The organism is Noviherbaspirillum sp. UKPF54 (assembly GCF_007874125.1).
GTDB lineage: Bacteria > Pseudomonadota > Gammaproteobacteria > Burkholderiales > Burkholderiaceae_D > Noviherbaspirillum.
This window is the reverse complement of sequence record NZ_CP040128.1, coordinates 22,697-48,027: the sequence shown is the minus strand read 5'-3', so window position 1 is coordinate 48,027 and position 25,331 is coordinate 22,697. Positions and strand designations below refer to the sequence as shown.

22 protein-coding genes, 1 tRNA gene and 1 pseudogene are annotated in these 25,331 nt (G+C 62.0%); 17 read left to right on the top strand and 7 right to left on the bottom strand.

Going from position 1 to position 25,331, the window contains the following annotated elements; translation table 11 throughout:
- Positions 1-40 precede the first annotated feature (40 nt).
- The gene (locus FAY22_RS00240; RefSeq protein WP_146328368.1) at positions 41-1,045 is read right to left on the bottom strand and encodes a TRAP transporter substrate-binding protein; all 1,005 of its coding nucleotides are present in this window, start codon (positions 1,043-1,045) and stop codon (positions 41-43) included.
- A gap of 163 nt (positions 1,046-1,208) precedes the next feature.
- On the opposite strand from FAY22_RS00240, the pseudogene FAY22_RS00235 reads away from it, so the two are divergent.
- The 3 genes and pseudogenes from FAY22_RS00235 to FAY22_RS00225 all read left to right on the top strand — a co-directional run bounded on the left by FAY22_RS00235 (position 1,209) and on the right by FAY22_RS00225 (position 4,944).
- A pseudogene (locus FAY22_RS00235) lies at positions 1,209-3,273 on the top strand (sensor histidine kinase).
- A 75-nt stretch (positions 3,274-3,348) separates the two neighbouring features.
- Positions 3,349-3,939 carry a response regulator transcription factor gene (locus tag FAY22_RS00230; RefSeq protein WP_146328367.1) on the top strand — a complete coding sequence of 197 codons (591 nt, stop codon included), beginning with the start codon at positions 3,349-3,351 and terminating at the stop codon, positions 3,937-3,939.
- Between the two features lie 114 nt (positions 3,940-4,053).
- On the top strand, positions 4,054-4,944 hold the full coding sequence (locus FAY22_RS00225; protein ID WP_146328366.1) for an AEC family transporter: 891 nt from the start codon (positions 4,054-4,056) through the stop codon (positions 4,942-4,944).
- 17 nt (positions 4,945-4,961) lie between these two features.
- On the opposite strand, the gene queG is transcribed toward FAY22_RS00225, so the two are convergent.
- Positions 4,962-6,050, bottom strand: coding sequence for a tRNA epoxyqueuosine(34) reductase QueG (gene queG / locus FAY22_RS00220; protein WP_146328365.1), 1,089 nt, complete (start codon positions 6,048-6,050; stop codon positions 4,962-4,964).
- Positions 6,051-6,091: 41 nt separating this feature from the next.
- Here queG and tsaE point away from each other — a divergent pair, with 41 nt between their 5' ends.
- Genes tsaE through FAY22_RS00205 form a run of 3 tightly spaced genes read left to right on the top strand, consistent with a single transcriptional unit; the run spans position 6,092 to position 8,436 of the window.
- The gene (gene tsaE, locus FAY22_RS00215; RefSeq protein WP_146328364.1) at positions 6,092-6,577 is read left to right on the top strand and encodes a tRNA (adenosine(37)-N6)-threonylcarbamoyltransferase complex ATPase subunit type 1 TsaE; all 486 of its coding nucleotides are present in this window, start codon (positions 6,092-6,094) and stop codon (positions 6,575-6,577) included.
- The gene (locus FAY22_RS00210; RefSeq protein WP_146328363.1) at positions 6,541-7,899 is read left to right on the top strand and encodes an N-acetylmuramoyl-L-alanine amidase; all 1,359 of its coding nucleotides are present in this window, start codon (positions 6,541-6,543) and stop codon (positions 7,897-7,899) included. The genes tsaE and FAY22_RS00210 overlap by 37 nt, the downstream gene beginning before the upstream one ends.
- Positions 7,900-7,929: 30 nt before the next feature.
- Complete coding sequence (locus FAY22_RS00205) at positions 7,930-8,436, top strand: chemotaxis protein CheW (RefSeq protein WP_210411862.1); 507 nt, start codon at positions 7,930-7,932, stop codon at positions 8,434-8,436.
- 66 nt (positions 8,437-8,502) lie between these two features.
- On the opposite strand, the gene FAY22_RS00200 is transcribed toward FAY22_RS00205, so the two are convergent.
- Positions 8,503-9,144: a VTT domain-containing protein gene (locus tag FAY22_RS00200; RefSeq protein ID WP_146328362.1), complete on the bottom strand. Its 642-nt coding sequence runs from the start codon at positions 9,142-9,144 to the stop codon at positions 8,503-8,505.
- Positions 9,145-9,309: 165 nt separating this feature from the next.
- Between FAY22_RS00200 and mutL the strand changes: the two genes are divergently transcribed.
- From mutL to FAY22_RS00185, 3 genes are all read left to right on the top strand, one after another.
- The gene (gene mutL, locus FAY22_RS00195; RefSeq protein ID WP_146328361.1) at positions 9,310-11,145 is read left to right on the top strand and encodes a DNA mismatch repair endonuclease MutL; all 1,836 of its coding nucleotides are present in this window, start codon (positions 9,310-9,312) and stop codon (positions 11,143-11,145) included.
- A 2-nt stretch (positions 11,146-11,147) separates the two neighbouring features.
- Entirely contained in the window at positions 11,148-12,101 is a 954-nt protein-coding gene (miaA, locus tag FAY22_RS00190) for a tRNA (adenosine(37)-N6)-dimethylallyltransferase MiaA (protein WP_146328360.1), read from the top strand.
- Positions 12,102-12,138: 37 nt separating this feature from the next.
- Positions 12,139-12,215, top strand: a tRNA-Met gene (locus tag FAY22_RS00185).
- A gap of 215 nt (positions 12,216-12,430) precedes the next feature.
- Here the strand turns inward: FAY22_RS00185 and FAY22_RS00180 are convergent.
- From FAY22_RS00180 to FAY22_RS00165, 4 genes are all read right to left on the bottom strand, one after another.
- Positions 12,431-13,525: a hypothetical protein gene (locus tag FAY22_RS00180; protein ID WP_168204719.1), complete on the bottom strand. Its 1,095-nt coding sequence runs from the start codon at positions 13,523-13,525 to the stop codon at positions 12,431-12,433.
- 186 nt (positions 13,526-13,711) lie between these two features.
- Positions 13,712-14,782 (bottom strand): CsgG/HfaB family protein, encoded by a 1,071-nt coding sequence (locus tag FAY22_RS00175; protein WP_146328358.1) that lies wholly within the window; start codon positions 14,780-14,782, stop codon positions 13,712-13,714.
- A gap of 26 nt (positions 14,783-14,808) precedes the next feature.
- Positions 14,809-15,252 carry a curli assembly protein CsgF gene (locus FAY22_RS00170; RefSeq protein ID WP_146328357.1) on the bottom strand — a complete coding sequence of 148 codons (444 nt, stop codon included), beginning with the start codon at positions 15,250-15,252 and terminating at the stop codon, positions 14,809-14,811.
- Between the two features lie 36 nt (positions 15,253-15,288).
- Entirely contained in the window at positions 15,289-15,702 is a 414-nt protein-coding gene (locus FAY22_RS00165; protein ID WP_146328356.1) for a CsgE family curli-type amyloid fiber assembly protein, read from the bottom strand.
- 226 nt (positions 15,703-15,928) lie between these two features.
- Between FAY22_RS00165 and FAY22_RS22210 the strand changes: the two genes are divergently transcribed.
- The 8 genes from FAY22_RS22210 (at position 15,929) to glyS (ending at position 25,299) form a co-directional block, all read left to right on the top strand.
- A complete protein-coding gene (locus FAY22_RS22210) occupies positions 15,929-16,549 on the top strand; it encodes a hypothetical protein (protein ID WP_246860785.1) in 621 nt (206 codons plus the stop codon).
- Between the two features lie 4 nt (positions 16,550-16,553).
- Entirely contained in the window at positions 16,554-17,894 is a 1,341-nt protein-coding gene (gene miaB, locus FAY22_RS00155) for a tRNA (N6-isopentenyl adenosine(37)-C2)-methylthiotransferase MiaB (RefSeq protein ID WP_146328355.1), read from the top strand.
- Positions 17,895-17,920: 26 nt separating this feature from the next.
- Entirely contained in the window at positions 17,921-18,934 is a 1,014-nt protein-coding gene (locus FAY22_RS00150) for a PhoH family protein (RefSeq protein WP_146328354.1), read from the top strand.
- Positions 18,918-19,376, top strand: coding sequence for an rRNA maturation RNase YbeY (gene ybeY / locus FAY22_RS00145; protein ID WP_146328353.1), 459 nt, complete (start codon positions 18,918-18,920; stop codon positions 19,374-19,376). Before FAY22_RS00150 ends, ybeY begins: the two co-directional genes overlap by 17 nt.
- Positions 19,377-19,465: 89 nt before the next feature.
- On the top strand, positions 19,466-20,365 hold the full coding sequence (locus FAY22_RS00140; protein WP_146328352.1) for an HlyC/CorC family transporter: 900 nt from the start codon (positions 19,466-19,468) through the stop codon (positions 20,363-20,365).
- A 93-nt stretch (positions 20,366-20,458) separates the two neighbouring features.
- Entirely contained in the window at positions 20,459-22,120 is a 1,662-nt protein-coding gene (lnt, locus tag FAY22_RS00135; protein ID WP_146328351.1) for an apolipoprotein N-acyltransferase, read from the top strand.
- Positions 22,121-22,204: 84 nt separating this feature from the next.
- Complete coding sequence (glyQ, locus tag FAY22_RS00130) at positions 22,205-23,116, top strand: glycine--tRNA ligase subunit alpha (protein ID WP_146328350.1); 912 nt, start codon at positions 22,205-22,207, stop codon at positions 23,114-23,116.
- A 98-nt stretch (positions 23,117-23,214) separates the two neighbouring features.
- Positions 23,215-25,299 (top strand): glycine--tRNA ligase subunit beta, encoded by a 2,085-nt coding sequence (gene glyS, locus FAY22_RS00125; RefSeq protein ID WP_146328349.1) that lies wholly within the window; start codon positions 23,215-23,217, stop codon positions 25,297-25,299.
- Positions 25,300-25,331 lie beyond the last annotated feature (32 nt).

Here is a 25,331-nt window from a genome sequence, read left to right as displayed (position 1 = left end):
CCCTTGCTGCTTGATTACCTCAGTGGCTTAATGCCGCAGCTTATTTGTAGCCCAGCGCCTGGGCTTCCTTGTTGACCGCCTGGATCAGGTCAGGACCGATGCGGCCGGCCATCGAATTCTGCACCGGCAGCAGCGCCTTGCGCCACTCTGCCTTTTCCTTGTCGTTCAGCACGTAGACCTCGGTCTTGCCGGACTTGCGCACGGCATCCAGCGCCTTGTCGTTTTCCTGCTGCGCGATCGCGTTGGCGTACTTGGTCGCATCCTTCATCGCGCCTTCCAGCGCGGTGCGGATGTCCGCCGGCAAGCCGTCCCAGAACTTCTTGTTGACGATCACCGCATAGCCCAGGTAGCCGTGGTTGGAGACCGTCACGTGCTTTTGCACTTCATGCATCTTCTGGGTGTACAGGTTGGACGGCGGGTTCTCGGTGCCGTCCACCACGCCGGTCTGCAGCGCCTGGTACACCTCGGAGAACGCCATCACCTGCGGGTTGGCGCCGAGGGTGCGGAACTGGGCGTCGAGCACCTTGGACGACTGGATGCGCATCTTCAGGCCGCGGAAGTCGGCCGGCGTGTGCAGCGGCTTGTTGGCGGACATGACCTTGAAGCCGTTGTCCCAGTAGGCCAGGCCGGTGATGCCCTTAGGCTCCAGCTTCTGGAACAGGCTCTTGCCGATCGGGCCTTCGGTGACGCGGTACAACACGTCCTTGCCCGGGAAAATGTACGGCAGGTCGAACACCTCGAATTCCTTCACGCCGAGCGGGCCGAACTTGGCCAGCGACGGCGCCAGCATCTGGACTGCGCCCAGCTGCAGCGCCTCGAGCTCTTCCTTGTCCTTGTACAGCGTGCTGTTCGGATAGACCTCGACCTTCACCCGGCCCTTGGTTGCCTTTTCGGCAAGCTCCTTGAAGCGCTCGGCAGCCTTGCCCTTGGGCGTGTCGTTGGCCACCACGTGGCTGAACTTGATGACGATCGGCGCTTGCGCAAACGCGTTTCCGCTGACGATGGCGGCGGCGGCCAAGGCGAATACCAGGGTTTTCAGTTTCATGCATGTCTCCTTCGGAATGGATTACAAGACCTTTTGTCTCTGCCTAGGCATTGTCGGCAACAGATAGCGTCCCAACAACTGTGGTTAACCACAATCGGGGGCTATCGGCTTGCGGGCGCGGATCGTCTACACTAGGGCACAGATCGTCCCGACTTTCCCGACCATGGCCTCCCGCAAAATCCGGCAGAGATTCAGCCCCGTTTTCCCCAGCCGCCGGCAAGGCTGGCGCTGGATGCTGCCGATCCTGCTGGTGCTGCTGATCCTCTCCACCCTGCTGTGGCTACCCTGGCAGACCCAGCGCATGGAGGCCAGCGAGCGCCAGGAACAGCTGATCGCCGATACGCTGTGGGTCGAACAGACCATCCGCTTCCAGCTCGACCGCGACGAGGAAAACCTGCACCTGATCGCCAACGAGATCACGGCCGGCACGCTGACGACACACCGGCTGCGCGAGCGTCTGGCGGCGCTGATCAAGAACAACCGCGAATTCGTTCGCGTCGCCCAGCTCGACGCCGACGGCAAGACGGTGATCTCCACCGACGACGAGCCGTTCTCGCTCGCGGACCTGTCGCCGCTGTCGCGCAACGCCGCCGAACATGCCCGCCACGCGAAAAGCCCGCAATACAGCATGCCCGCGCCGCCTCCAGGCCGGCGCGGACCGATGCAGCTCGATTATCATGTCCCGCTGCTCATCGGGGATCGCTATGCCGGCAGCCTGGTGGCGACCTTTTCCCTGGCAAGCATCCTGAATGAAATGGTGCCGTGGTGGTTTGCGCAGGAAAACGAGATCGCGATCACCGACCATGACGACGCGGTCATCGAAAGGCGTGCCGCCGGCGGCCCCGGACGCGGCGTCTACACCCACCAGCGCCCGCTGGACCTGCCGGGCGCGACGCTGACGCTGCGCACCAACAGTGTCAAGGGCGCGCCCAAGCTGATGCCCAGCCTCCTGGTCGCATCCGTCATCGCGCTGTCGCTCGGCCTGCTGTGGAGCCTGTGGGCGCTGTGGCGCGACATCAACCGGCGGCTGGCGGCCGAAGGTGCGCTGCGCCGGCAGGTCGCCTTCCGTACCGCGATGGAAAATTCGCTGATGACGGGCTTGCGCGCGCGACCTGGAGGGCCGCATCACTTACGTCAATCCGGCGTTCTGCGACATGGTCGGCATCCCCGTCGAGGAGCTGATCGGCAAGCGTCCGCCGATGCCCTACTGGGCGCCGGAAGCCATGGGCGAATACCAGCAGCGCTTCACCAAGGTGCTGGCCGGCACCGTCACGCCGCAGTACGAGACCGTGTTCCAGCGCGCCAACGGCGAACGCTTCCCAGTGCTGATCTTCGAGTCACCGCTGGTCGACGACAGCGGCAGGCAGACCGGCTGGATGGGCTCGATCCTCGACATCTCCGACCGCAAGAAGGTGGAAGACCTGAACCGCCGCCAGCAGGAACAGCTGCAGGCCAGCGCGCGCCTGGCCACCATGGGCGAGCTCGCCTCGACCCTGGCGCACGAGCTGAACCAGCCGCTGGCGGCGATTTCCAGCTACACGACCGGCGCGCTGAACATGATCGCCAGCCGCGGTGCCGGCGTCGACCTCGACTTGCTCAAGCCGGCGCTGGAAAAGGCTGGCGCGCAGGCGCAGCGCGCCGGCCAGATCATCCGCAGCGTGCACACCTTCGTCAAGCGGCGCGAACCGCGGCGCGAGCCGGTCACGGTGCAGGACTTGATCGCGAGCGTGATCCCGCTGGTGGAATTGCAAGCCCGTCAATTTTACGTCGCCACCCAGGTCCAGCTCGAACCGGGCTTGCCGGAGGTGCTGGCCGACCGCGTGATGCTCGAGCAGGTACTCTTGAACCTGACGCGCAATGCGATCGAGGCGATGCAGCATGTCGCGCCGGAACGCCGCATCCTGCGCATCGTGGCCGAACTCGACAGCGAGGCGACCGCGCAGCAGAACGTGGCGATTTCGGTGATCGACCGCGGCCACGGCATCCCGCAAGACGTAGCACAGCGCCTGTTCTCGCCGTTTTTTTCGACCAAGGCCGAAGGCATGGGCATGGGCCTGAACATCTGCCGCACGGCTGTCGAATTCCATGGCGGCACCATGGTGCACATCGATAATCCCGGCGGCGGCACCATCTTCCGCTTCACGCTGCCGGTCCCGTCCGAAAACGTGGACGATTCGTCAACAACTGGCGAAAGCGAGGGTGAAAGCGGCTTTATGTCCCGGCCATAGTCGCCCCGGCCGGCACGGGTGTGAATATAATCACTAAAAATCCGCAATAATATTCGGCAACACCCTGGAGACACGATGCTGCACATTGTCGACGACGAAGAAGTCATTCGCGATTCGCTCACCTGGCTGGCGCAATCGCGCTCGATCGACGCCCAAGCCTACGACAGCGGTGCCGCATTCCTGTCCGCGCTGGATACGCAAACCGAATTCGATCCCGAGGGAGAATGCGTGCTGCTCGACGTGCGCATGCCCGACATCAGCGGGTCGGTGCTGTTCGACACGCTCACCGCGCGCGGCCTGACGCAGCGTCTGCCGGTCATCTTCCTGACCGGCCACGGAGATGTGCCGATGGCAGTCGACACCTTGAAGCGCGGCGCCTTCGACTTTTTCGAAAAACCATTCAACGACAACAAGCTGATGGATCGCGTGCAGGAAGCGCTGGAAGCCTCGCGCGAAGCCGGCGCCGCCGCACAGGTGCATGCGCGCCTGGCGTCGCTGTCGATCCGCGAACGCGAGGTGCTCGACCTGATCCTGGCAGGCAAGATGAACAAGGTCATCGCCGACGAGCTCGGCATTTCCATGCGCACGGTCGAAGTGCACCGCGCGCATATCTTCGACAAGATGGGCGTGAAGACGGCGGTCGAGCTGGCGCGCCTGTTGAAGTAAGCCCCCGCTTCCGCAAGCGAGACGGCTCCCGTCGCCGGGCGCTGCGTAGTTCCCACGCAAGCCGGCGAGCGCAATCCTCGCTATCATTGAACTTTGCCTATCCCGCCGCGCCTCATGTCGATCGCCGCCGCCCTGTTCCCCGATTTCGCGCTGATCCTGCTCGGCTTCGCGCTGATGCGCTGCACCGACTGGGGCGCGCCATTCTGGAGCGGGCTGGAAAAGATGATCTATTACGTGCTGTTCCCTGCCTTGCTGTTCCATTCGACCGCGCGCACCCGGCTCGACTTCGGCAGCACCGGCACGATGCTGCAGGTGGCGCTGGCCGCTGCGGCGGCGGGCATCGCGCTCGGCTGGCTGGCCAAGCCGCTGTATCGCGTCAAGCCAATGGTGTTCGAATCCGGCGTGCAGACGGCGTTTCGCTTCAATTCCTATATCGGCCTGGCGATCGCGTCGCGCCTGGGCGGCGAACAGGGCACCTCGCTCATGGCGCTGATCATCGGCTTCGCGGTCCCGCTGGCGAACATGGCGGCGGTGCATGCGCTGGTGCACAAGAACGGAGGACTGCTGGCGGAACTGGCGAAAAACCCGCTGCTCATCGCTACCGCCTGCGGCCTGGGGTTCAACCTGCTCGGACTGCATCTGCCGGAAGTGGCCGGCGCCACGCTTTCACGGATGGGGAATGCCGCCATCGCGGTGGGCCTGATCACCGTCGGCGCCGGTCTGCGCCTGTCGGGGCTGCATGAAGCCAAGGGGATGGCGGCTCACTTCCTGGCGGTCAAGCTGCTGGCCATGCCGGCGCTCGGCCTGGCTCTGGGGCGCTGGGCCGGACTGCCGGACTTGCAGCTGCAGATCGTGGTCGCGTTCTGTGCGCTGCCGACCGCTTCCAGCGCCTATGTGCTGGCCGCGCGCATGGGCGGCAACGCACCGTTCGTCGCCTTCCTGATTTCATGCGGCACCCTGCTTTCCATCCTGACGCTGCCGTTCTGGCTGGGGCTGGCGATGTAGGGCGAGTCGAGGCCGCCCTACTTACCGGCCTGCTCCAGCGCCCAGGCGACGTGCTCGCGCACCAGCTCCGACGGGTGTCCGGAGCGCGCCTTGAGCGCGGCGATGATGTGTTGGGCATCGGGCTCCTGCCGCAGCGCGTTGCCCAGCCCGACGGCCAGGTTGCGCAGCCAGCATTCATAGCCGATGCGCCGGATCGGGCTGCCTTCCAGGCGGCGATTGAAGTCGTCTTCCTCCCATGCGAACAGCTCGACCAGCGTCGCGCCGTCGAGCCCGTTGCGCACGTCGAAGTCGGGCAGGCTCGCGCGCTGCGCGAACTTGTTCCAGGGGCACACCAGCTGGCACTCGTCGCAGCCGTACACGCGGTTACCGATCAGCGGCCGCAGCTCGACGGGAATCGGACCTCTTAGCTCGATGGTGAGATAAGAGATGCAGCGCCGCGCATCCAGCTGGTACGGTCCGAGGATGGCCTGCGTCGGGCAGATGTCGATGCAGGCGCGGCACTGGCCGCAGTGGCGCGTGGTCGGCTCGTCGACCGGCAGCGGCAGGTCGGTCAGGATCTCGCCCAGAAAGTACATCGAGCCGGCATCACGGTTGAGCAGCAGAGTATGCTTGCCGCGCCAGCCGATCCCTGATTTCTCGGCCAGCTCGACTTCCATCACGGGCGCCGAATCGGTGAAGACGCGATAGCCGAAGACGCCGGCTTCGCGCTCGATGCGCTGCGCCAGCTGCTGCAGCCGGGCGCGCAGCACCTTGTGGTAGTCGCGTCCGCGCGCATAGACGGAAATCACCGCGGCCTGCGCATCGTCTGCCTTGCGCTGCTCGCGCTCGCACCAGCCGTCGCCCATGTCGCGCGGCAGATAATTCATGCGCGCGGTGATCACGCGCACCGTGCCCGGCACCAGATCCGCCGGCCGCGCGCGCTTCATGCCGTGCGTTGCCATATAATGCATGTCGCCGTGACAACCGGCGTCCAGCCAGGCCTGCAAGCCGGGCTCCGCCCGCGCGAGATCGACATCGGCAACACCGATCTGCGCAAAGCCGAGCTCGCGTCCCCATGCTTTGATGGCGAGCGCAAGCGTGGCTAAATTGTCATCGGAAATGGTCATCGCGATCTGGGCTCGCACACAGCAAACCGCTATTTTAAGAGATGCAGCACTTCAAGACCTACCTCCACGAAGAAGCCGGCACCGCCGAACTGGGCGCCCGGCTGGCGCGCACACTGGCGCCGGGCCTGACCATCTACCTGCATGGCGACCTGGGAGCGGGCAAGACCACGCTCACGCGCGCGCTGCTGCACGCCGCCGGCCACACCGGCCATGTCAGGAGCCCGACCTATACGCTGGCCGAGCCCTACTCGGTCACCATCGCCGGCCGCGCAGTCGAGGTGATCCACTTCGACCTGTACCGGCTGGCCAGCCCGGAAGAATTCCTCGACGCCGGCTTTCGCGAGCACTTCAACGAGCACACCGTCTGCATCGTCGAATGGCCGGAAAAGGCGCACCCCGTGTTGCCCCCGCCCGACATAAAAGTGCTTTTAAGCATCTCCGGCGAAGGACGTGAGATAGAATTACAAGGATTGTCAGACCAGGGTTGTCAATGCCTCGATCGACTCAAATTCGCGCCAAATCTGTAACAGCCGTCACCCGGCGTACCGTACTGAAGGCGGGAGGCACGCTGCTTCTCTCCGTTTTCGCCCCGCTGCCGTCCCACGCCGCGCAAATCCTCGCGGTGCGCGTGTGGCCGGCCGACGACTATACCCGCGTCACGCTCGAAAACGACGCCAACCTCAAGGCCAATCATTTCCTCGTCAAGGACCCGGACCGGCTTGTGGTCGACATCGAAGGCCTGGAGCTGAACCCGACCCTGAAGGAACTGGTCGCCAAGATCCAGTCCAACGACCCGTACATCAAGCAGGTGCGCGTCGGCCAAAACCGCCCGAACGTGGTGCGGCTGGTGTTCGACCTGAAGGAACAGGTCGATCCGCAGGTGTTTACGCTGGCACCGGTGGGCGAATACAAGCACCGCCTGATCTTCGACCTGTACCCGGTCAACGCGCCGGACCCGATCGCCGCGCTCATTCGCAAGGGGGAATGGCAGGACAATCCGGAACAGCCCGCGCCTCTTGCGGCGGCAGTTCCGGAAGTCCGGCCGGCTCCGGAGCCGATCGCGCCGGCGCAGAAACCCGCGGCGCAGGAACTGCAGCTCGCCAAGAGCGAATCGAAGGATGACAAGCCGCTGGCAATCACGCGCATGATCACCATCGCGCTCGACCCCGGCCACGGCGGCGAAGACCCCGGCGCCATCGGCCGCTCCGGCAGCCGCGAGAAGGACGTGGTGCTGGCGATTGCCAAGCGGCTCAAGAAAAAGATCGAGGAACACCCCAACATGCGCGTCATGCTCACGCGCGACGCCGACTACTTCGTGCCGCTGCATGTGCGCGTCAACAAGGCGCGCAAGGTGCAGGCCGACCTGTTCGTATCGATCCACGCCGACGCCTTCGTCGAAACCACCGCGCGCGGCTCGTCGGTGTTCGTGCTGTCGGAAAAGGGCGCCTCGTCCACCGCCGCGCGCTGGCTGGCCAACAAGGAAAACGCAGCCGACCTGATCGGCGGCGTCAATATCAAGACGCACGACCGGCAGCTCGCCAGCGTGCTGCTCGACCTGTCGACCACGGCCCAGATCAACGACAGCCTCAAGCTCGGCAAGGCGGTATTGGCCGAACTGGGCGGCATCAACCGCCTGCACAAGGGCGCGGTGGAGCAAGCCGGCTTTGCGGTACTGAAGGCGCCCGACATTCCCAGCATCCTGGTCGAGACCGCATTCATCTCCAATCCGGAAGAGGAAGCGAAACTGACCGACGATGCCTACCAGGACCAGATGGCGCATGCGGTGCTCAAAGGCATCCGCAAGTACTTCGCGAAGAATCCGCCGCTGGCGAAGAGCAAGATGACGTAATTCCAGCAAGAACAACAAGAGGCACATACCATGATCCAAACTCCCTCCAGCAACGCTTCCGCGACGGGCGGCCAGGCCGATATCGCCGCACAAGAATTCCTCGCCTTCACCCTGGGCAAGGAGGAGTACGGCGTGCACATCCTGAAGGTGCAGGAAATCCGCGGCTACGAAACCGTCACGCGCATCGCCAATGCGCCCGAATTCATCAAGGGCGTGGTCAACCTGCGCGGCATCATCGTGCCGATCGTCGACATGCGCATCAAGTTCAACCTCGGCACGCCGACCTACGACCAGTTCACGGTGGTGATCATCCTGAACATCGGCGGGCGGGTAGTCGGCATGGTGGTCGACAGCGTCTCGGACGTGATCACGCTGTCGCCGGAACAGATCAAGCCGGCGCCGGAAATGGGCACCGCGCTCAACACCGATCACCTGATCGGTCTGGGCACCGTCGACCAGCGCATGCTGATCCTGGTCGACATCGACAAGCTCATGTCGAGCGCCGAGATGGGACTGATCGACAGCATCCGCGCGTAATCAAAAAGCGCGCAATAAAAAAGGCAAGCACGCGTGCTTGCCTTTTTTGCATCCGGAAGTCGTGCGCTATTTCAGGATCTTCCGTCCCATCTTCCACAAGCCGCCCAGCGCCAGCGGGATCACGGCCGCGCCCACGCCGATCAGCACGATGGTATTCAAATGGTCGCGGATCACGGGGATGTTGCCAAAAAAGTAACCGGCCGCCACCAGCCCCACCACCCACAGCGCCGCGCCGGCGATATTAAACACCTGGAACTTGGCGAAGGTCATCTCCGACACGCCGGCGACGAACGGCGCGAAGGTGCGCACGATCGGCACGAAGCGCGCCAGCACGATGGTCTTGCCGCCGTGGTTCTCATAAAAAGCATGTGTCCTGTGCAATGCCGCCTTGTCCAGCCACTTGTAGTCGTGGGTAAACACCTTGTGCCCGATGGCACTACCGATCCAGTAATTGACAGTATTGCCAGAGACGGCAGCCACGATCAGCAGCACGCACAACAGCCAGGGATTCATCGCGCCGGTGGCGCAAAACGCGCCGCCGATGAACAAGAGCGTGTCGCCCGGCAGAAAAGGCAACACCACCAGCCCGGTTTCGCAAAACACGATCGCGAACAGCACCACGTACACCATGGTGCCGTACTGTTCGATGACGGTGCCGAGATATTTGTCGACATGCAGGACCATGTCGAGCAATTGCATAAAATCCATTCTTGCTCCATTTAATGACCGCGGAATCATACACCAGCCATTGCGGCCGCATATCTGAAAAAAGCAAAGGATTTTTGCACCCGAAAATACCTTCGCCGGATCATTGCCAAACCGTCCAGCCGCCGCAGGTGCACTGCCGCCCGGGGCTGGCGATATAATTCGCGCATGAATGCTCCGCACATGCCAGTCCGCCCGATCCAGGCCCTCTCCGACCAACTGATTTCGCAGATCGCCGCCGGCGAGGTGGTCGACCGCCCGTCGGCGGTGGTCAAGGAATTGCTGGAAAACGCGCTGGACGCCGGCTCGACGCACATCACCGTGAGGCTGGAAGAAGGCGGCGTCAAGCGCATCGCCATCACCGACAACGGGCGCGGCATCCCGCCTGACCAGATGCCGCTGGCGCTGGCGCGCCACGCCACCTCCAAGATCGCTTCGCTGGACGACCTGGAGCATGTCGGCACGCTGGGTTTTCGCGGCGAAGCGCTGGCCTCGATCGCCTCAGTGGCGCTGCTGACGCTGACCTCGCGCACCGCCGATGCGCCGCACGCCTGGGAAATCTCGGGCGGAAAGGAAGGCCAGGTGATCCCTGCCTCCGGCGCGCTCGGTACCACCATCGATGTGCGCGATCTGTATTTCAATACACCGGCGCGCCGCAAGTTCCTGAAATCGGAGCAAACCGAATTCGGCCATTGCGCCGAAGTGGTGCGCCGCATCGCGCTGTCGCGGCCCGATGTCGCGTTTTCGCTCACGCACAACGGCAAGACCGTCGACCACTGGAACGCCAGCGAAATCGACAAGCGCAGCTCGCACATCCTCGGCGGCGAATTCGCCGGCGCGCGGCTGCCGCTGGATGAAACGGCGGGCCCGCTGCGCCTGCACGGCTTCATCGGCCTGCCGACCGCCGCCAAGGCGCGCGCCGACGGCCAGTACTTCTATGTCAACGGCCGCTTCGTGCGCGACAAGCTATTGACGCACGCGGTGCGCGCCGCCTACCAGGACGTGCTGCACGGCGACCGCTACCCGTCGTACGTGCTGGGACTCGACCTCGATCCGGCTCTGGTCGACGTCAACGTGCACCCGTCCAAAATCGAAGTGCGCTTTCGCGACAGCCGCGCGGTGCATCAATTCGTGTTTCATGCGGTAAGCCGCGCACTGGCGCAGACGTCGGCGACCGCCTCCGGCGCAGCGCCCGCTCCCGTGACCGCCGTGCCGGGGGTACTGCCGTGGGTGCGCGAACAGCAGCAGACCTCGTTCGCCGCACAGTTTTCGTCCGCGGGCGGCGTGCGGCAAACCCTGGCCGACTACGGCTCACTGTTTTCTCCGGCCGCCACGGCCGAAGCGGGCGAAGCAGCATCGATGCCCCTGCCCGGCCCCCGACCGGTCGCCCCGACGCCGCAGGAAGGCGCGCAAGAAGATGAATTCCCGCTCGGCTTCGCACTGGCGCAGCTGCACGGCATCTACGTCCTGGCCCAGAACAGCAAGGGGCTGGTGCTGGTCGACATGCATGCCGCGCATGAACGCATCCTGTACGAGCAACTCAAAAACGCGCTCGACGAAAACGCGATGCAGGTGCAACCGCTGCTGATCCCGGTCACCTTCTACGCCGATCCGGTGGAAGTCGGCACCGCCGAGGAAAGCCAGGCGATCCTGCAGTCGCTCGGCTTCGACATCAGCGCGCTGTCGCCCACCACGCTGGCCGTGCGCGCGATTCCGGCGCTCTTAAAAAACGCCGATGCGCAGACGCTGGCGCGCGACGTGCTGCGCGACGTCCGCGAATTCGGCGGCTCCCGCGTGCTGGTCGAGCGGCGCAACGAACTGCTCGGCACGCTGGCCTGCCATACCGCCGTGCGCGCCAACCGTGCCCTGACCATTCCCGAGATGAATGCCCTGCTGCGCCAGATGGAAGCGACCGAGCGCGCCGACCAGTGCAACCACGGCCGGCCGACCTGGGTGCAGCTTGCCCTGGCCGACCTCGACAAGCTGTTCCTGCGCGGGCAATAAGCATGACCTCACGTCCGCTGGCAATTGCCCTGATGGGCCCGACCGCGTCCGGCAAAACCGCGGCCGCGCTCGAAATCGCCCGCCACATCCCCGCCGAAATCATCTCGGTCGACTCCGCCTTGGTCTACCGCGGCATGGATATCGGCACGGCCAAGCCGACCACGGAAGAGCGCGCCGCTGCGCCGCACCACCTGATCGACATCATCGACCCGACCGACGCCTACTCGGCCATGCAGTTCAGGCAAGACGCCTTGCGGCTGGCAGCCGAAATCACGCAGCGCGGCAGGCTGCCCCTGCTGGTCGGCGGCACCATGCTCTACTTTAAGGCGCTGCGCGACGGGCTCGACGCCCTTCCGCAAGCCGATGCCGCCGTGCGCGCGCAGCTCGATGACGAAGCGGCGCGCATCGGGATACCGGCGCTGCACGCAAGACTGGCCGCAATCGACCCGGAAACGGCTGCGCGCCTGAAGCCAAACGATTCGCAACGGATCCAGCGTGCGCTCGAAATCTTTGCGCTGACCGGGCAACCGATGTCGCAGTTGCTGGCAAAGGCCCCGAAGAGCGAATTGCCGTTCGAACTGCTGCCGCTGTCGCTGGAGCCATCCGAGCGCGGCGTGCTGCATGAGCGCATCGCCGCGCGTTTCGACGCGATGCTCGACGCCCCGGATGGCGGGCTGATCGCGGAAGTGCAAAACCTGCGCGCGCGCGGCGACCTGCACCTGGGCTTGCCTTCCATGCGCTGCGTCGGTTATCGCCAGGCGTGGGAATACCTTGACGGCGCCTGCGACCGCGCGGCGCTGCGCGATAAAGGCATTGCCGCCACCCGCCAGCTGGCAAAAAGACAACTCACCTGGCTGCGTTCGATGCAGGACCGCGTCGTCATCGATTGCCTCGCCCCGGATGCAGCGGCCCAGGTTTTGCGCCATGTCACTACGCACCGACAAGGAACATCTTGACAGCCGTTACTAAACGCTGCATAATTTAGGGCTATTTGGTGATATAGCTCAGCTGGTTAGAGCACAGCACTCATAATGCTGGGGTCGGTGGTTCAAGTCCACCTATCACCACCAGAATTTCCCTGCATAAGGGCGACAAAAAAGCCGACCATCTGGTCGGCTTTTTTGTTTACGCCGCCTGAATTGACGCACGGCGTCATGGAACAGATTCCAGCACACTGGCAAGCAGTGCCAAAACACCAACGACATCGGCACGACTGGCCCACATCTGCATGAGACGGGCGAACGACCTTCCGCCCGCCCCTCATGTTACCGGCATGCCGATCGGCTTAACGCTGGATGATCGCGGCGCGGTTTCCGCTACCGGTCTGGGTAATGGAAGCCTCCAGGTTGGCGCCAAGCTGGGCGATGTAGGCGATGTTGCGCGATGCATAGCCGCAGCCCGCGCCATCCTGCTTGATTTCGGCCTTGTTGTTGCGGCCGACTTCATAGATATGCGCTTCGTTCCAGCCGCCGCGCTGCTCGGTGGAAGCCACGTTGCCGCGCCCCTGCTGATAAATATCGGCATACTGATAGACACCGATCTGGTCGGCAGTCGCAGTATTGCCGACACCAGTCTGCGACACAAGCGCCACCGAATCTTTCGCGCTGTGCTGCAGGATACCGGCACTGTTGCCGAGGCCGGCTTGCATCACGTTCGCCAGCACGCCGGTGGACGTGTTTTGCTCGACGCCCGCAAAGTTGTTGCGCCCCTCCTGGACAATCGAGGCGACGGAGTACGAGGTGTGCTCCTGCGTCACCGCGCCGATGTTATCGTGGCCATTCTGCAGGACGGATGCGCGCACCGAGACGACATCCTTCTGGTTCACCACGCCGGCATTATTCACGCCGAACTGAGCCACGCCGGCAAACGCATCCTGCGCTTTGTTCTGTTTCACTTGCGCGTGGTTGGTTTCGCCCGTCTGGCGGATGTCTGCGATGCTGTCCGCCACATGATTCTGCTTCACCTTGGCCTCGTTATTGACGCCGGACTGGTTGATCGAAGCGAGCGTGTTGTAGGTGTTTTTCTGGCTGATGGTCGCGGCGTTGGCTGCGCCGTCCTGAAGAATCAGGGCGGTGCTAGTGTCGGCATTCTTCTGCTTTGCCGAAGCGGAGTTGTAGTCGCCAGTCTGTACGACGATCACTTGCGAAGCGGTGCTGTCCCGCTGCAGGACGCCTTTCGACGTCGGATCGCCGGACTGCCCCACCTGATTGCCGGTGCCGTTCTGGTTGATCGATACGGTCGAGGCGACGTTATCGTACTGTTGGACGTAGGTATCGTTCGCGGTGCCCGTTTGCGTGACGCCGGTGCCGGCGGCCATGGCGAAGTTCGTTGCGTAAGCAAGGCTGATACCCAACGCGATTGCCGAGAATTTCAATTTCATTCTTATCTTCTCCTCTGGTTTAGTAGCGGGAACAATAGGGGCGTCTTTACAGCACACATATCCAGCGCCCCTCATGACTGGATAAATCTCGGGTAATGCTTGCGCTCAACTTTTCGAAAGACAAAAGGTTCCCCCCTGCAGGCAACAGACTGCAGACAAATGACGGATGAAGTCGCGGTAGCGGCGTTAGGTTTCGGGTACGTTGTCCATCGCAGCGGAGTCGGCCGCGGCCGCAATTGGCCATGCCTGATCAATGGCGGAAGACAGCGGCGACGTTGCCGGCACCAGGTTTTTTTCGGGAACGGGCGGCGCCGCGTGTGCAGCTGCCGGCGCAGCAGCAGCCGGTCGTGGCAGCGCCGCGGCGGCGTCATTGCTCTCCTTCAGATAGGACTGGATGATCGGCGCATTCCAGTCCTTGTCGTCCTTGAGCGCCCACACCTTGTCGTTCAAGCCCTGGACGATGAGATGCACGACCGCCGCCTCGATCGCTTCCTGGACGCAAAGCTGCGCCGGCTCGTTGCGGGTATAGCCGCCCTCCAGCTCCAGCAAGTCCTTGAAGTTCACAAAGCGGAACACGCCGGTATGCAGCTCGTAGGAATAGACGGTCTTGGTGGTCGAGACGCTGTTGAGAATCTGGCCGCTGCGGATGTCGATGCTGCGCAGATTGATGGTGACCTGGTCGACGCGATACTGCGCGTTGGCTCCGATACCGAGATAGCGGGCTCCCGCGCCTCCGGTGCGCACATTCGACTCGTAGGCGACGATTCCGCCCTCGATCAGCACGGACGCCGGCAACAGCGCAGGCAGACTGGTTGGCGGCGCATTCTTGGTATCCTGCGGCGCCTCCAACGCGCGCACGATCTTGCGCTCCGTGAGCAAATTCTGCAGGTTCTCGCGCTCGACCGGCGTAAACCAGCCGGAATCCTTGAGCGACTTGACCAGCATGGAAGCGGCGCCTTGCGTGACCGAAGTCGAGAAAGAACTGTCGGGTGCCGGCTTGTACTGGCCGGTCTGGTCGCGGAATGCGTAGACGGCCGCCACAACCTTACCCTTCGGTTCCGGCAGGTTCACCAAGTCGCGCGTGATTCTTGTCGCTGGTGTCAATTGCGCGTTGACGGCTGCTTCCGAAGGCGGCTGCGTCGCACAGCCGGCCAGAAGCGCTCCGGCCAGCGGCAGCAACCCGAGCAGGTGCCGCCAAGCATTTTTCCTTCTTTTTGTGTACGGCATCGCAATCATCGATGTGAGATTGGAGTGCATGACTTCCCCTAGTTGGTCGATGAGCTTTACTGTGACTGCGATACTTGGAAACTGGTGGTTGCGCCGGTTTTTAGATCGGTCGTAGTAATCTGCACCATGCCATTGCCCACATTGGTAATCGCAATACGGAAATCACCGGATTGGAATGTACCCGGAATAAACTTTCCATCCGACGTAATTAGGTTTTTTGAGGCAGTTGTTGCCAGGTCATCCAGCACCCGCCTCTGCAAACTCTCATTGAATTGTTCAAGCGGCGTCTTGTTTCCAAACAACGAAGACGGGTCGCCCGGATCCTTGTGCTTGTTTTGCACCTGGGCCGAATTGAGCAGAACGGAACCGTTGAGCGGGCTGCCGCCGAAGGCGGGATTGACCGGAACGTAGACAAGCTCGGTGGCTATAACCGGCAGCGCAATGGCCGCCGTAGCGGCGGCGATCAACACATTCCGAAGATGATTTCTTGTTAACTTCATTTTCTCCCCTTTGCATAACTTGTTTATGGATATCCGCTACAGCTCGTCGGGAGCAATATCCCGATCGTGCGACATCAACCGCTGGACCTCGATATCCATCACGTTCTGAAACACGATGTCGGCGGCTTCGCGGCCGATGTCCTTGACGTTTGCCCGCGTTGCCTGCAATACGATCTGGAACACGCGTCGCTGCGCATACTCCACCCATAACTGGCTACCCAGGCGGGCAGAGGGGCGCTCATGGACCGAAATCGCATACCGCTCGCTCGTTTCCTTGTCGCGCCACGACGCCGCGAAGTACTGATAGAACTCGTGGCCGACCACTGTCACCGTCTGGTCCAGCACCACGCCGGCATACAACTCCGGGGGCCGTACAGCGGCCTCTTCCGCCGCTGCTTGCGCCGCCGACATTGTGATGGTCGACAAGACTGCGATAAGCCACTGGCGCATATCTGTTTCTTCCCTGGAGAATTCAATCAACGATTGGCACGATGAAATTTTTTTGAAGCATTGTTGTGATTTGGATTGTCATGGCGCGAGGAAAATAGCAAATTGACTACTCTCAATCTCATGCATTTTTCAATACATTACGTGCAGCAGTATCTAGACAGAAAGCTTGCTGCCGCGATGCATTTTGCAGAGGAGCGGCGAGGATACTTGTCAGTATTTTTTGCAGATGATCACCGACGAATGCATGCAAAAAACGCAAGGCTTGGATGGCATTTGCCCTGCCAGAAACGGCGCTGAAACTTCTCTATACGCCAAGTGCGTCACAGTCTTTCATGCGATTGACAGAGAGCGGCGGTGCTATAATTCGCATGCCTTTCCCGCAATAAAATCATGCAGTTACTGCGTGAAGCGCTGCGGGATGCCGCAGATGCAGTTCATCGCTCACTGCGCGTCCTTAACATTTTTCTCTGTGCGCGTTTCGCGCTTTCGACTACACGGGGGTATGAGAATGTGGCGTCGCCCCTTCCTCATCGTTTTTCTTTCAGTGCTGGCCGTGCTGCCGGCGCATGCGTTCGATCGGCCCTTCCCGCAGGATGCGCAGCGCGGCACCATGACGCCTGCGCCATATCCGGAAATCGTGTTGAACGGCAAGCTGCGCCATTTGGCATCCGGCGCGCGCATCTGGAATCAGGACAATCAGATAGAGATGCCCGCTTCGCTGCGCGGAAATGATTTACTGGTGAACTACACCGAAAACGCAGAAGGCGAAATCGACCGCGTCTGGATCCTGAGCGAGGAAGAAGCCAGCCAGCCGCTGGCGAAACAAGTCAACAGTCAGCCCCGATAATTCCATGCCGAAAAAAGTATTTATCAAAACCTTCGGCTGCCAGATGAACGAGTACGACTCGGACAAGATGGCAGATGTATTGAATGCCGCCGAAGGCGTGGTGAAAGCCGACACGCCGGAAGATGCCGACGTCATCCTGCTCAACACCTGTTCCGTGCGCGAGAAGGCACAGGAAAAAGTGTTTTCCGATCTCGGCCGCCTGCGCGAACTGAAGCAGGCCAGGCCGGACCTGGTGATCGGCGTCGGCGGCTGCGTGGCGTCGCAGGAAGGCGAAGCGATCGTCAAGCGCGCGCCTTACGTCGATGTCGTGTTCGGCCCGCAGACGCTGCACCGCTTGCCCGAGCTGATCAGCCAGCGCCGCAGCACCGGCCGCGCGCAGGTCGACATCAGCTTTCCGGAAATCGAAAAATTCGATCACCTTCCGCCGGCCAGAGTGGAAGGCGCGACTGCCTTCGTGTCCATCATGGAAGGCTGCAGCAAGTACTGCAGCTATTGCGTGGTGCCGTACACGCGCGGCGAGGAAGTGTCGCGCCGCTTCGAGGATGTGCTGACCGAAGTCGCCGGCCTGGCGGAACAAGGCGTGAAGGAAATCACGCTCTTGGGACAGAACGTCAACGCTTATCGCGGCGTGATGGCGGACGGCGAGATCGCCGACTTCGCGCTCCTGATCGAATATGTCGCGGAAGTCCCCGGCATCGAGCGCATCCGTTTCGTCACCAGTCATCCGAAAGAATTCACGCAGCGCCTGATCGATACGTACGCGAAGGTGCCGAAGCTGGTCAATCACCTGTACCTGCCGGCGCAGCACGGTTCCGACCGTATCCTGATGGCGATGAAGCGCGGCTATACCGTGCTGGAATACAAATCGGTGATCCGGCGCCTGCGCGAGATCCGTCCCGACATTTCGGTGGCGAGCGATTTCATCGTGGGCTTTCCCGGTGAAACCGATGCGGACTTCGATGCGTTGATGAAGCTGATCAACGATATCGGTTACGACCACAGCTTCAGCTTCATTTTCAGCCCGCGTCCCGGCACGCCGGCGGCCAATCTGGCGGACGATACGCCGCACGAGGTGAAACTGAAGCGCCTGCAGCACCTGCAGGCGACGATCGAGGCGAATGCGCGCAAGATTAGCGAACGCATGGTCGGCAGCAGGCAGCGTATCCTGGTGGAAGGCCCGTCGAAGAAAGACCCGACGGAATTGCAGGGACGCACCGAAAACAACCGCGTGGTCAATTTCGACGGTGGCCCGCATGCACAGCGCCTGATCGGCCAATTCATCGACGTCAATATCGTGCACGCCTATCCGAATTCGCTGCGTGGCGAACTTGTCATCAAAGACTGACTCTCAAGAGAACCTCCATACCGATTTTGAAAGCCAAAATTCCAGCCCAACCGAAGCACTTCATCCCGGAGCCCCTCGACAACAAGCGGCTAGCGCATTTATGCGGCCCGATGGACGAAAACCTCCGGCAGATTTCCGCCGCACTTGACGTCACGATTTTTCGCCGCGGCGAAAAGTTCGTCGTCAGTGGCGGCAATGCCGCCCGCGCCGTCGAATTGCTCGACAATTTTTACCAGGTCGCCGACCAGGCCATCTCTGTGGAAGACGTGCAGCTGGCCCTGGTGGAGCACCATGCAACCAAGCAGAACAACGGCGAAGCCAAGGAAACGGACGAGATCGAAGAAGACGTCAGCCCCGAGCTGAAAACCCGCCGGCACGACCTGCGGGGCCGCACCCCGCATCAAAGCCAGTACATCAAGTCCATTCTGGAGCACGACGTCAGTTTCGGCGTCGGCCCGGCCGGAACCGGCAAGACCTATCTGGCGGTCGCCTGCGCGGTCGATGCGCTCGAACGCGACGCCATCAAGCGCATCGTGCTGACACGCCCGGCAGTGGAAGCCGGCGAGCGCCTCGGTTTTCTGCCGGGCGATCTGGCGCAAAAAGTCGACCCCTATCTGCGGCCGCTGTATGACGCGCTGTATGACTTGCTCGGCTTCGACAAGACGCAAAAGATGTTCGAAAAGCAGGTGATCGAGATTGCGCCGCTGGCGTATATGCGCGGACGCACCTTGAACCATGCCTTCATCATCCTCGACGAAGCGCAAAACACCACGCCGGAACAGATGAAAATGTTCCTTACGCGTATCGGCTTTGGCAGCAAGGCCGTCATCACCGGCGACATCACGCAGATCGACTTGCAGCGCACGCAGAAAAGCGGCCTGGTCGACGCGATTCACATCCTCAAGAAAGTGCGCGGCATCGCGTTCACCCATTTCACCAGCGCCGACGTGGTGCGCCACCCGCTGGTGGCGCGCATCGTCGACGCCTACGAGGCAGCCACCCCGAAAAGCGCATCGATCAGAAATGCCGAAAGAAAATAAGCTCTCCCTCTCCGTTCAGTACCCCGACCCCCGCCTGAAAGACTCCATTACCCGCAGCAAGTTGCGGCGCTGGGTGCAGGCGGCGCTGTTCGCGCCGGCCGAATTGACGATCCGCTTCGTCGACGCCGACGAGGGCCGCACGCTGAACCACGAGTACCGGGGCAAGGATTATGCGACCAACGTGCTGACCTTCGCCTACACTGAAGACGCGGAGAGCGAGATCACGCAGGCCGACATCATCCTGTGCACCGACGTGCTGCAGCGCGAAGCGGCCGAACAAGGCAAGCCGGTCGAGTCGCATGCGGCCCACCTGGTGGTGCACGGCGTGCTGCACGCCCAAGGTTACGACCACGAAACCGACGAGGAAGCGGCGGAAATGGAACAGCTCGAAGTGGAAATACTCGCAACGCTGGGCGAAGCGAATCCCTACGCGGAAACTTAACAACCTAGCAAGACTTATCGGCACTTTGGTGGGTTTCGACCCGCATTTGTTGTATGCTATAAGCCTTCCCAACCACGGCTTTTCGCCATATGCAAGATCACCCTCCGCCGGGCGCCCCTGGTGGTGTTAAATATTCCGACACCAAACCGCACCGGTCACTGTTTGAACGCCTGACCGCCCTGATTTCCCCCGAACCCGAGAATCGCGCCGAGCTGCTCGAAATCCTGCACGACGCGCATGAACGCAACCTGATCGACGCCGATGCGCTGTCGATGATCGAAGGCGTGTTCCAGGTTTCCGACCTGTCCGCGCGCGACATCATGGTGCCGCGCCCGCAGATGGATGTCATCGACATCACCAAGCCGATCGAGGAATGGATGCCGCTGGTGCTGGAGACGGCGCACTCGCGCTTTCCTGCCATTGACGGCGACCGCGACAAGGTGATTGGCACCTTGCTGGCCAAGGATTTGCTGCGTTACTACGCGGAAGAATCGTTCGATGTGCGCGACATGCTGCGCCCGGCCGTGTTCATCCCGGAGTCGAAGCAGCTCAACGTGCTGCTGCGCGATTTCCGCTCCAACCGCAACCACATGGCGATCGTGGTCGACGAATACGGCGGCGTCGCCGGCCTGATCACAATCGAAGACGTGCTCGAGCAAATCGTCGGCGACATCGAGGATGAATACGATTTCGACGAGGAAGAGGACAATATCCTGCCGGTAAAGGACGGCGTGCGCCGGCTGCGCTGGCGGGTCAAGGCGCTGACCGAGATCGGGCAGCTCAACGAAACGCTGGGAACCGCCTTCTCCGACGACGATGTCGACACCATCGGCGGTCTGGTGGCCAACCATCTCGGCCGCGTGCCGCGCAAAGGCGACGTGTTCGATATCGACGGCGTGCGCTTCGAGGTATTGCGCGCCGACGCGCGCCAGGTGCATGTGCTGCTGGTGGAAAAACTGCCGCAGCAGGCACAGCAAGAATTTTCTTAATAACAAACGTACCGCGATGCCGCGGCGACACCAGGCATTTGATATTGCTCGGTCGTCGCCGCCCACTTGTCGTTCCCGCGCAGGCGGGAATCCATGCTGCGCCGATCGGTCCCCTGGACAGATGATTTTCCCGCAAGCGACGTGCTGCGGGAGCATGCGAGACAATGGCGGTCTTCAGCCTTGGCTCAAAAATATCCTGTGAAAAAATCTTCCCTGCCCGCCCCGACTTCCTCCCTGTACCTGCTGGCTGCATTGATCGCGGGAGCGCTGAATGTATTCGCATTCGCACCCTTTGGCCTGTGGCCATTGCAGATCCTGGGGCTGGCCTTTGCTTTCCGGCTGGCGCTGGCACAGGGCTCTGCATGGCGCGGCGCGCTGGTTGGCTGGGCCTACGGCTTCGGCTGGCTGGCCGCCGGCACGCACTGGCTGTACATCAGCATGCACCGCTATGGTGGCATGCCCGGATGGATGGCGGCGCTCGCCGTCGCCGCGCTGGCGCTCTTGCTGAGCGCGCTGGCAGCCATGGCGCTGGGCAGCGCGGCATGGCTGAAACGGCGCTGGTCGCTCGGCGCGGGTGCAGCGCTGCTTCTGGTCTTTCCGCCGCTGTGGGCCTTGGCCGAATGGACGCGCGGCTGGATCTTTACCGGCTTTCCATGGGTAAGTTCCGGCTACGCGCACAGTATGGGGCCGCTGGCGGGCTTTGCTCCGGTCCTCGGCGTGTACGGATTGGCACTGATTGCGGGCATCATTGCCGGCTGCCTGGCACTGCTGCCGGCAAAAAGACTACCCGTACTGCTGGCGGCGGCGCTTTGCGTCACCGGGCTGGGCCTGAAAAGCGTTTCCTGGACAATACCGCATGGCCAGCCGATTTCGGTACGCCTACTTCAAGGTAACGTTCCGCAGGAAATGAAGTTCGCGCCCGAACATATCGAAGCGACATTGGCGCTGTATTACGACATGATTACCACGCAGCGGGCGGATTTGATCTCCACGCCGGAGACCGCGATTCCACTGCTATCGAGCCAATTGCCGCCGGACTACTTGGGCAAATTGAAAGAATTTGCCCGCACGTCGGATAGCCATATCGCACTCGGCATCCCGGTCATGGATGGCCCCATGCAATACGCCAACAGCATGATCGGTCTGTCGCCGTCCGCAGCCGCCCCATACCGCTACGACAAGCATCATCTGGTGCCTTTCGGCGAGTTCATCCCGTTGGGGGCTCGCTGGTTCGTCGACATGATGCATATTCCCCTCGGTGATTTCACGCGTGGCGCCTTGCTGCAGGCGCCGTTCGCGGTGCGCGACCAGCGCATTCTGCCGAATATCTGCTACGAAGACTTGTTTGGCGAAGAAATCGCCGCGCAACTGCGCGCAGGACAGGCGGAAAAAATTCCGCAAGCGACGATCCTACTGAATCTTTCGAATATCGCTTGGTTCGGCGATTCCATCGCGTTGCCACAGCATTTGCAGATTTCGCAAATGCGCGCTCTTGAAACCGGGCGCCCGATGCTGCGCGCAACCAATACGGGCGCGACCGCCGTTATCGATGCTCGAGGGCAAATCGTTGCGAGATTGCAACCATTTGAACGCGGCATCTTGAGCGCAAACGTCCAAGGTTACGACGGCCTGACGCCATACTGTCTTTATGGCAATACCTTGACGGTCATACTGTGTATTGCGCTCCTCGCGACCGCCTGGGCCATGTACCGCAGCCGGCGTAACAATCCGCATAACCCCCATAAAAACCGTTAAAATCTAGGGTTTTGGCGAATTTCCCTCATTAACTTTCGTCCAGGCCAAAAACAATATTTCGCCGGACGGAAAGGCAACCAGACGATGCTCACATTTCAACAAGTCATTCTCAAGCTGCAAGAGTACTGGGATGCGCAAGGATGCGCGCTGCTGCAGCCGTACGACATGGAAGTCGGCGCCGGCACCTCGCATACTGCGACCTTCCTGCGCGCCATCGGGCCGGAACCGTGGCGCGCCGCCTATGTGCAGCCGTCGCGCCGTCCGAAGGATGGCCGCTACGGAGAGAATCCGAACCGCATGCAGCATTATTACCAGTATCAGGTGGTATTGAAGCCGGCCCCGGAAAACATCCTCGACCTGTATCTCGGCTCGCTGGAAGCGCTGGGCTTGAATCTGAAGCAAAACGATGTGCGCTTCGTCGAGGATGACTGGGAAAACCCGACACTGGGCGCGTGGGGCCTCGGCTGGGAAGTGTGGCTAAATGGCATGGAAGTCACGCAGTTCACCTATTTCCAGCAAGTCGGCGGCCTTGACTGCAAGCCGGTGCTGGGCGAGATCACTTACGGCATCGAGCGCCTGGCGATGTATCTGCAAGGCGTGGAAAACGTCTACGACCTGGTGTGGACCGAGTGGGAAGAACATGGCGTGACCAAGCGACTGACCTACGGCGACGTGTTCCATCAGAACGAAGTCGAGCAGTCGACCTTCAACTTCGAGCATTCGAATACCGAATTCCTGTTCTCGCTGTTTTCCAATTACGAAGCGGAAGCCAAGCGCCTGCTGGAAGTGCCGCTGGCGTTGCCGGCCTACGAAATGATCCTGAAGGCGGCGCACACCTTCAACCTGCTCGACGCGCGCGGCGCCATTTCGGTGACCGAACGCGCAGCCTATATCGGCCGCATCCGCAACCTGTCGCGCGCCGTGGCGCAAGCCTATTACGAGTCGCGCGAGAAGCTGGGTTTCCCGATGTGCGGCGACGTGCGCGTTGCCGCTTAACTTGTCGTCCCCGCCCAGGCGGGGGCTCCAGCGCCGTTGATCAATCTAACCAAGCCACTGGATTCCCGCCTTCGCGGGAATGACAGCGATAAAAGAACATGAACCAAACACTGTTAGTCGAACTGCTCACCGAAGAACTCCCGCCGAAAGCGCTCGCCAAGCTGGGCGACGCCTTTGCCGCCGGCATTTTGAATGGCTTGAAGTCGCGCGATTTCGTCGAAGCCGACGCCGTCGCCACCGCCTACGCGACGCCGCGCCGGCTGGCGGTGTCGATCAGCAAGGTACGCGCAACCTCACCGGATAAATCGATTCGCGAAAAAGTGCTGCCAGTTGCGGTGGCGCTCGACAAGGAAGGCAATCCGGCCGCACCGCTGGCGAAGAAGCTCGCCGCGCTCGGCTTTCCCGACCTGAAGATCAGCGACCTGGAGCGCGCCTCCGACGGCAAGGCGGAAAGCTTTTTCTATACCTACACCGCGCCCGGCTCGACCCTGCACGCTGGCCTGCAGGCGGCGCTGGAAGAAACGCTTCCGAAGCTGCCGATCCCGAAGCTGATGAGCTACCAGCGCCCGGACGGGACCACGGTGCAATTCGTGCGCCCGGCGCACAAGCTGATCGCGCTGCACGGTGGCGACGTGGTGCCGGTTGCTGTTCTCGGCCTCACCGCTGGCCGCGTCACGCTGGGTCACCGTTTCCTTGCGCAAGGCGAACTGGATGTGCCGCATGCCGATGCCTATGCGGAAACGCTGGAAGTGCACGGCAAGGTCATCGCCTCGGTGGCCGACCGCAAGGAACGCATCCGCGCCGCGCTGCTCGACAAGGCCGCCCACGACAAGGTATTGATGCCGGAATCGCTCCTGGACGAAGTCACGGCTCTGGTTGAATGGCCGGTCGTCTACGAATGCAATTTCGAGGAATCCTTCCTGTCGGTGCCGCAGGAATGCCTGATCCTCACGATGCAGACCAACCAGAAGTACTTCGCGCTGACCGATGCAGGCAATCGCCTGCGCTCGCGCTTTTTGATCGTGTCGAACCTGGAAACGGCCGACCCGCAGCACATCATCGGCGGCAACGAGCGCGTGGTGCGTCCGCGCCTGTCCGACGCGAAATTCTTCTTCGAGCAGGACAAGAAAAAGAAGCTGGCAGACCGCCTGCCCGGCCTAGCCAACGTGGTCTACCACAACAAGCTTGGCACCCAGGCGCAACGCACCGAGCGCGTAAAGACGCTGGCCGGCAAGATTGCCCAGACGTTGAACGCGGATGTGGCGCTGGCCGAACGCGGAGCGCTGCTGGCGAAGGCAGACTTGCTGACCGACATGGTCGGCGAGTTCCCCGAGCTGCAGGGCATCATGGGCACTTATTACGCGCGCCACGACGGCGAGCCGGCAGAAGTCGCGCTGGCCGCGTCCGAACATTACCAGCCGCGCTTCGCCGGCGATGCGCTGCCGTCGACTGCCACCGGCACGGTGGTGGCGCTGGCCGACAAGCTGGAAACGCTGGTGGGCATCTGGGGCATCGGCTTGCAGCCGACCGGCGACAAGGATCCGTTCGCGCTGCGTCGCCATGCCTTGGGCGTGCTGCGCATGCTGGTGGAAAAACGCCTGCCGCTGTCGCTGAACGGCTTGCTTCAGGATGCGGCGCAGCTATTCACCGGCAACGCCAATTTCAAGGACGCGACCGCGGAAATCACCGCCTTCATGCTCGACCGCTTGCGCGGCCTGCTGCGCGAGCGCGGCTATACGCAAAACGAAATCGAGGCGGTCGTCGCGCAGAACCCTGATCGCCTCGACAACATCATCGAGCGCCTCGATGCGGTGCACTCGTTCGCCGCATTGCCGGAAGCCGAATCGCTGGCCGCCGCCAACAAGCGCATCACCAACATCCTCAAGAAGAGCGAAGGCGCCCGCGCCGCGGTGCAGCCGGCATTGTTGAAGGAAGTGGCGGAAGAGCGCCTGTATGCCGCGATGGTGCAACTGAAGCCGCAGGTCGATGCCGCCTTCGCCAAGGGCGACTACACCGGCACGCTCAAGTCGCTCGCACACCTGCGCAACGACGTCGACGCCTTCTTCAACGACGTGATGGTGATGGCCGACGACCTGGAACTGCGCAACAATCGCATCGCACTGCTTTCCGACCTGCACGGCATGATGAACCAGGTGGCCGACATCTCGAAACTGGCTGCGTGAATAAGAAACTGAGTACGAAACCAAGTACGAAA

Excerpts from the sequence above, each read along its gene's own strand:
- tsaE (WP_146328364.1), top strand. The coding sequence starts at position 6,092 with ATGCAGCACTTCAAGACCTACCTCCACGAAGAAGCCGGCACCGCCGAA.
- FAY22_RS00240 (WP_146328368.1), bottom strand. The coding sequence starts at position 1,045 with ATGAAACTGAAAACCCTGGTATTCGCCTTGGCCGCCGCCGCCATCGTC.
- FAY22_RS00230 (WP_146328367.1), top strand. The coding sequence starts at position 3,349 with ATGCTGCACATTGTCGACGACGAAGAAGTCATTCGCGATTCGCTCACC.
- FAY22_RS00165 (WP_146328356.1), bottom strand. The coding sequence starts at position 15,702 with ATGCGCCAGTGGCTTATCGCAGTCTTGTCGACCATCACAATGTCGGCG.
- FAY22_RS00210 (WP_146328363.1), top strand. The coding sequence starts at position 6,541 with ATGCCTCGATCGACTCAAATTCGCGCCAAATCTGTAACAGCCGTCACC.
- lnt (WP_146328351.1), top strand. The coding sequence starts at position 20,459 with ATGCTGCGCCGATCGGTCCCCTGGACAGATGATTTTCCCGCAAGCGAC.
- FAY22_RS22210 (WP_246860785.1), top strand. The coding sequence starts at position 15,929 with ATGATCACCGACGAATGCATGCAAAAAACGCAAGGCTTGGATGGCATT.
- miaB (WP_146328355.1), top strand. The coding sequence starts at position 16,554 with ATGCCGAAAAAAGTATTTATCAAAACCTTCGGCTGCCAGATGAACGAG.
- FAY22_RS00170 (WP_146328357.1), bottom strand. The coding sequence starts at position 15,252 with ATGAAGTTAACAAGAAATCATCTTCGGAATGTGTTGATCGCCGCCGCT.
- FAY22_RS00175 (WP_146328358.1), bottom strand. The coding sequence starts at position 14,782 with ATGCACTCCAATCTCACATCGATGATTGCGATGCCGTACACAAAAAGA.
- glyS (WP_146328349.1), top strand. The coding sequence starts at position 23,215 with ATGAACCAAACACTGTTAGTCGAACTGCTCACCGAAGAACTCCCGCCG.
- ybeY (WP_146328353.1), top strand. The coding sequence starts at position 18,918 with ATGCCGAAAGAAAATAAGCTCTCCCTCTCCGTTCAGTACCCCGACCCC.
- FAY22_RS00180 (WP_168204719.1), bottom strand. The coding sequence starts at position 13,525 with ATGAAATTGAAATTCTCGGCAATCGCGTTGGGTATCAGCCTTGCTTAC.
- miaA (WP_146328360.1), top strand. The coding sequence starts at position 11,148 with ATGACCTCACGTCCGCTGGCAATTGCCCTGATGGGCCCGACCGCGTCC.
- mutL (WP_146328361.1), top strand. The coding sequence starts at position 9,310 with ATGAATGCTCCGCACATGCCAGTCCGCCCGATCCAGGCCCTCTCCGAC.
- glyQ (WP_146328350.1), top strand. The coding sequence starts at position 22,205 with ATGCTCACATTTCAACAAGTCATTCTCAAGCTGCAAGAGTACTGGGAT.
- FAY22_RS00140 (WP_146328352.1), top strand. The coding sequence starts at position 19,466 with ATGCAAGATCACCCTCCGCCGGGCGCCCCTGGTGGTGTTAAATATTCC.
- FAY22_RS00225 (WP_146328366.1), top strand. The coding sequence starts at position 4,054 with ATGTCGATCGCCGCCGCCCTGTTCCCCGATTTCGCGCTGATCCTGCTC.
- FAY22_RS00200 (WP_146328362.1), bottom strand. The coding sequence starts at position 9,144 with ATGGATTTTATGCAATTGCTCGACATGGTCCTGCATGTCGACAAATAT.
- FAY22_RS00205 (WP_210411862.1), top strand. The coding sequence starts at position 7,930 with ATGATCCAAACTCCCTCCAGCAACGCTTCCGCGACGGGCGGCCAGGCC.
- queG (WP_146328365.1), bottom strand. The coding sequence starts at position 6,050 with ATGACCATTTCCGATGACAATTTAGCCACGCTTGCGCTCGCCATCAAA.